Annotated in this window: 3 protein-coding genes; all 3 read left to right on the forward strand. The window is 64.0% G+C overall.

Translation table 11 applies throughout. The features are described 5' to 3' along the window. The first annotated feature begins 3 nt into the window (after positions 1-3). The 3 genes from gcvT (at position 4) to gcvP (ending at position 4450) form a co-directional block, all read left to right on the forward strand. On the forward strand, positions 4-1098 hold the full coding sequence (gene gcvT, locus AC2TEL_RS21560) for a glycine cleavage system aminomethyltransferase GcvT (RefSeq protein WP_480906889.1): 1095 nt from the start codon (positions 4-6) through the stop codon (positions 1096-1098). Between the two features lie 18 nt (positions 1099-1116). Further along, positions 1117-1482 (forward strand): glycine cleavage system protein GcvH, encoded by a 366-nt coding sequence (gcvH, locus tag AC2TEL_RS21565; RefSeq protein WP_480844658.1) that lies wholly within the window; start codon positions 1117-1119, stop codon positions 1480-1482. Between the two features lie 112 nt (positions 1483-1594). Beyond that, positions 1595-4450: an aminomethyl-transferring glycine dehydrogenase gene (gene gcvP, locus AC2TEL_RS21570; protein WP_480906886.1), complete on the forward strand. Its 2856-nt coding sequence runs from the start codon at positions 1595-1597 to the stop codon at positions 4448-4450. Positions 4451-4491: the final 41 nt, after the last annotated feature.

Raw genomic sequence — 4491 nt, forward strand, 5'->3', positions numbered from 1 at the left:
CCGATGACCGATATTAAGCGCACGCCTCTTTACGCTTTGCATGTTGAGTTGGGTGGCAAGATGGTTGATTTTGCGGGATGGGAGATGCCTGTTCAGTATCCTTTGGGGATCATGGGCGAGCACAAGCAGTGCCGCGAGAAGGCGGCTCTGTTTGATGTGAGCCATATGGGTCAGGTGATCCTGCGGGGCGAGAATGTGGGGGAGAAGCTGGAAGCGCTTTGCCCGCAGGCTTATGCGACCCTGAAGGAAGGCAAGGCGCGGTACGGGTTCTTTACCAACGCGGACGGCGGGATCATGGATGACCTGATCGTGTCGAATGCGGGCGATCACTACTTCGTGGTGGTGAACGCGGCGCTGCGGCATCAGGACATTCCGCATATGCAGGCCAATCTGGACGGGGTCGAAGTGACCGAGATCTTCGACCGCGCGCTGGTCGCGGTCCAGGGCCCCAAGGCCGAGGATGTGGTGGGCGCGCTCTGCCCGGCCGCCCGCGATCTGACCTTCATGGAAACCACCCTGGCGGACATCAACGGTGTCGAATGCCGTATCTCGCGGCTGGGCTATACCGGCGAGGACGGGTACGAGATCTCGATCCCCGAGGACAGGGCCATCGAGATCACCCGCGCCTTCCTGGCGCATGAGGATTGCGAACCGGCGGGTCTGGGCGCGCGCGACAGCCTGCGGCTGGAGGCGGGGCTGTGCCTCTATGGCAATGACATCGACCAGAGCACCTCGCCGATCGAGGCATCCCTTGGCTGGGCGATCCAGAAGCGGCGCAAGGAAGAGGGTGGCTTTCCGGGCGCGGCGCGCGTGCAACGCGAACTGGCCGAAGGCCCCGCGCGCAAGCTGGTGGGCATCAAACCGACAGGCCGCGCCCCCGCGCGTCAGGGCGTGGAAGTGCAATGCCTCGAAGGCAACACCATCGGTCAGATCACCTCGGGCAGCTTTGGCCCGACGGTCGGCGGGCCGGTGGCGATGGGCTATGTGAACAAGGGTCATGGCGAGCCGGGCGAGCAGGTCAACCTGATCATCCGGGGCAAGGCGCAACCGGCGCAGATCGTGGCGCTGCCCTTCGTCAAACAGAATTACAAGCGTTGAAGTCAGGAGAGAGACAACATGGCAACCTATTATTCCGAAGAGCATGAATGGCTGGCTGTCGAAGGGGACACGGCCACGCTGGGCATCACCGCGCATGCGGCCGAGCAGCTGGGCGAGGTGGTCTTCGTCGAGCAGCAGGAAGCGGGCGACGAGTTCGAAAAGGGCGGTGAGATCGGGGTGATCGAATCCGTCAAGGCGGCCTCGGAACTGTACGCGCCGGTTGATGGCGAGATTACGGAAGTGAACGAGGCGCTGGCCGACAACCCCGGCGCGCTGAACGAAGACCCGGAAGGTGAGGCCTGGATCTACAAGGTCAAGATTGCGGACGCATCGCAGCTGGAAGATCTGATGGATGAGGCCGGCTACAAGGCCTTCATCGGCTAAACCCATCTCGGAGCCTCGTCCTTGGGGCTCCCCGCTTCATCTTTTTCCAAATACTCCCGCCGGAGGCTCCTGCCAGAGCGGCCGGGCGAGACATTCCTTGAGGAGCGCACACATGGCCTTCAAACTGACCGACTACGAAGCCTATGACTTCGCCAATCGCCGCCACATCGGCCCGTCGCCCACCGAGATGCGCGACATGCTCAAGGTGATCGGCTTCAGGACGCTGGACCAGCTGATCGACGCCACCGTCCCGCCCGCGATCCGCCAGACCGAACCGCTGGACTGGGGTCCGGCGATGACGGAACGCGATGCGCTCTTTCACATGAAAGAGGTGGCGAGCAAGAACAAGGTTCTGACCTCGCTGATCGGTCAGGGCTATTACGGCACCACCACACCGGCGCCGATCCTGCGCAACATCCTGGAAAACCCGGCCTGGTACACCGCCTACACGCCTTATCAGCCCGAGATCAGCCAGGGCCGGCTCGAGGCGCTGCTGAACTTCCAGACCATGGTCAGCGACCTGACCGGTCTGGACGTGGCCAACGCCTCGCTGCTGGACGAAGCCACCGCAGCCGCCGAAGCCATGGCGATGGCCAAGCGCGGCGGCCGCTCCAAGGCCAACAACGCGGCCTTCTTCGTCGACAAGAACTGCCACCCGCAGACCATCGCGGTCATCAAAACCCGCGCCGAGCCTCTGGGCATCGACGTGCAGGTTGCCGATCCGGACCAGCTGGACGCGGGCGCGGTCTTTGGCGCCATCTTCCAGTATCCGGGCACCCATGGTCATGTGCGCGACTTCACATCGGAAATCGCCGCGCTGCACGAACACAAGGCAATCGCCATCGTCGCCGCCGACATCCTGTCGCTGGCACTGCTGAAGTCACCGGGTGAGATGGGCGCGGATATTGCCATCGGGTCGACCCAGCGCTTTGGCGTGCCGATGGGTTATGGTGGCCCGCACGCCGCTTACATGGCGACCACCGACAAGCTGAAGCGGGCGATGCCGGGCCGGATCATCGGTGTGTCGATCGACAGCCGTGGCAACAAGGCCTACCGGCTGGCGCTGCAGACGCGTGAGCAGCATATCCGCCGCGAGAAGGCGAACTCGAACGTCTGCACCGCGCAGGCGCTGCTGGCGGTGATTGCCTCGATGTATGCCGTGTATCACGGCCCCGATGGCATCAAGGCCATCGCGCAATCGGTGCACCGCAAGACCTCGCGCATGGCCGCCGGTCTGGAAGAGGCGGGCTTTGCGGTCGAGCCGGAAGTGTTCTTCGACACCATCACCGTCGAGGTCGGCCACCTGCAGAAAACCGTGATGGAGGCCGCCGTGGCCCGTGGCGTCAACCTGCGCAAGGTGGGCGACACCAAAGTGGGCATCAGCCTGGACGAACAGACCCGGCCCGAGACCATCGAGGCGGTCTGGGGTGCCTTCGGCATCGACCGCAAGGATGACAGCTCGAACAAGGTCTATCGCCTGCCCGATTACGCGCTGCGCGAAAGCGCCTATCTGACCCACGAGATCTTCCACAAGAACCGGGCCGAGGCCGAGATCACCCGCTATATGCGCCGTCTGGCCGACCGCGACCTGGCGCTGGACCGGGCGATGATCCCGCTGGGCTCGTGCACCATGAAGCTGAACGCCACGATCGAGATGATCCCGGTCACCTGGCCCGAGTTCGGCAACCTGCACCCGTTCTGCCCGGAAGATCAGGCGCAGGGTTATCTTGAGATGATTGCCGATCTGAACGACAAACTGTGCCGGATCACCGGCTATGACGCGATCTCCCAACAGCCCAACTCGGGCGCGCAGGGCGAATATGCCGGCCTGCTGACCATCCGCAACTATCACGCCGCGCGCGGCGAGGGGCAGCGCAACGTCTGCCTGATCCCGACCTCGGCGCATGGCACCAACCCCGCCTCGGCGCAGATGGTGGGCTATCAGGTCGTGCCGGTGAAATCGGATGAGAACGGCAATATCGATGTGGCCGATTTCCGCGAGAAGGCCGAGAAGCACAGCGATCATCTGGCCGCCTGCATGATCACCTACCCCTCGACCCACGGCGTGTTCGAGGAAACCGTGCAGGAGGTCTGCCAGATCACCCATGATCATGGCGGCCAGGTCTATATCGACGGCGCGAACATGAACGCCATGGTCGGTCTGGCCCAGCCGGGCAAGATCGGCGGCGATGTCAGCCACCTGAACCTGCACAAGACCTTCTGCATCCCCCATGGCGGTGGCGGCCCCGGCATGGGTCCGATCGGCGTCAAGGCGCATCTGGAACCCTATCTGCCCGGCCACCCCGAGCTGAACCAGGCCATCGGCCCGGTCTCGGCCGCCCCCTTCGGGTCTCCGTCCATCCTGCCGGTCAGCTGGGCCTATGTGCTGCTGATGGGCGGCGCGGGCCTGACCCAGGCGACCAAGGTGGCAATCCTGAACGCCAACTACATCGCCGCGCGCCTGAAGGATGCCTATCCGATCCTCTACACCTCTGAGTCGGGCCGGGTGGCGCATGAATGCATCCTCGACACCCGCCCGCTGGCCGACGAGGGCAATGTGAGCGTCGACGATGTGGCCAAGCGTCTGGTCGATTCAGGCTTCCACGCGCCCACCATGTCCTGGCCGGTGGCCGGCACCCTGATGGTCGAGCCGACCGAATCCGAACCCAAGGACGAGCTGGACCGCTTCTGCGACGCCATGCTGTCGATCCGCTCGGAAGCGCAGGACATCATCGACGGCAGGATCGACGCCGAGAACAACCCGCTGAAAAACGCCCCCCACACGGTGCGCGATCTGGTGGGCAGCTGGGACCGCCCCTACACCCGCGAACAGGCCTGCTTCCCGCCGGGCTCGATGGGCGTCGACAAATACTGGTCCCCCGTCAACCGCGTCGACAACGCCTACGGCGACCGAAACCTCGTCTGCACCTGCCCGCCAATGTCGGAATACGAAGACGCCGCAGAATAAAACAACACAATCAATATACCCCGCCGGTAAAACGGCGGGGT

The organism is Ruegeria sp. HKCCD9138 (assembly GCF_057220975.1).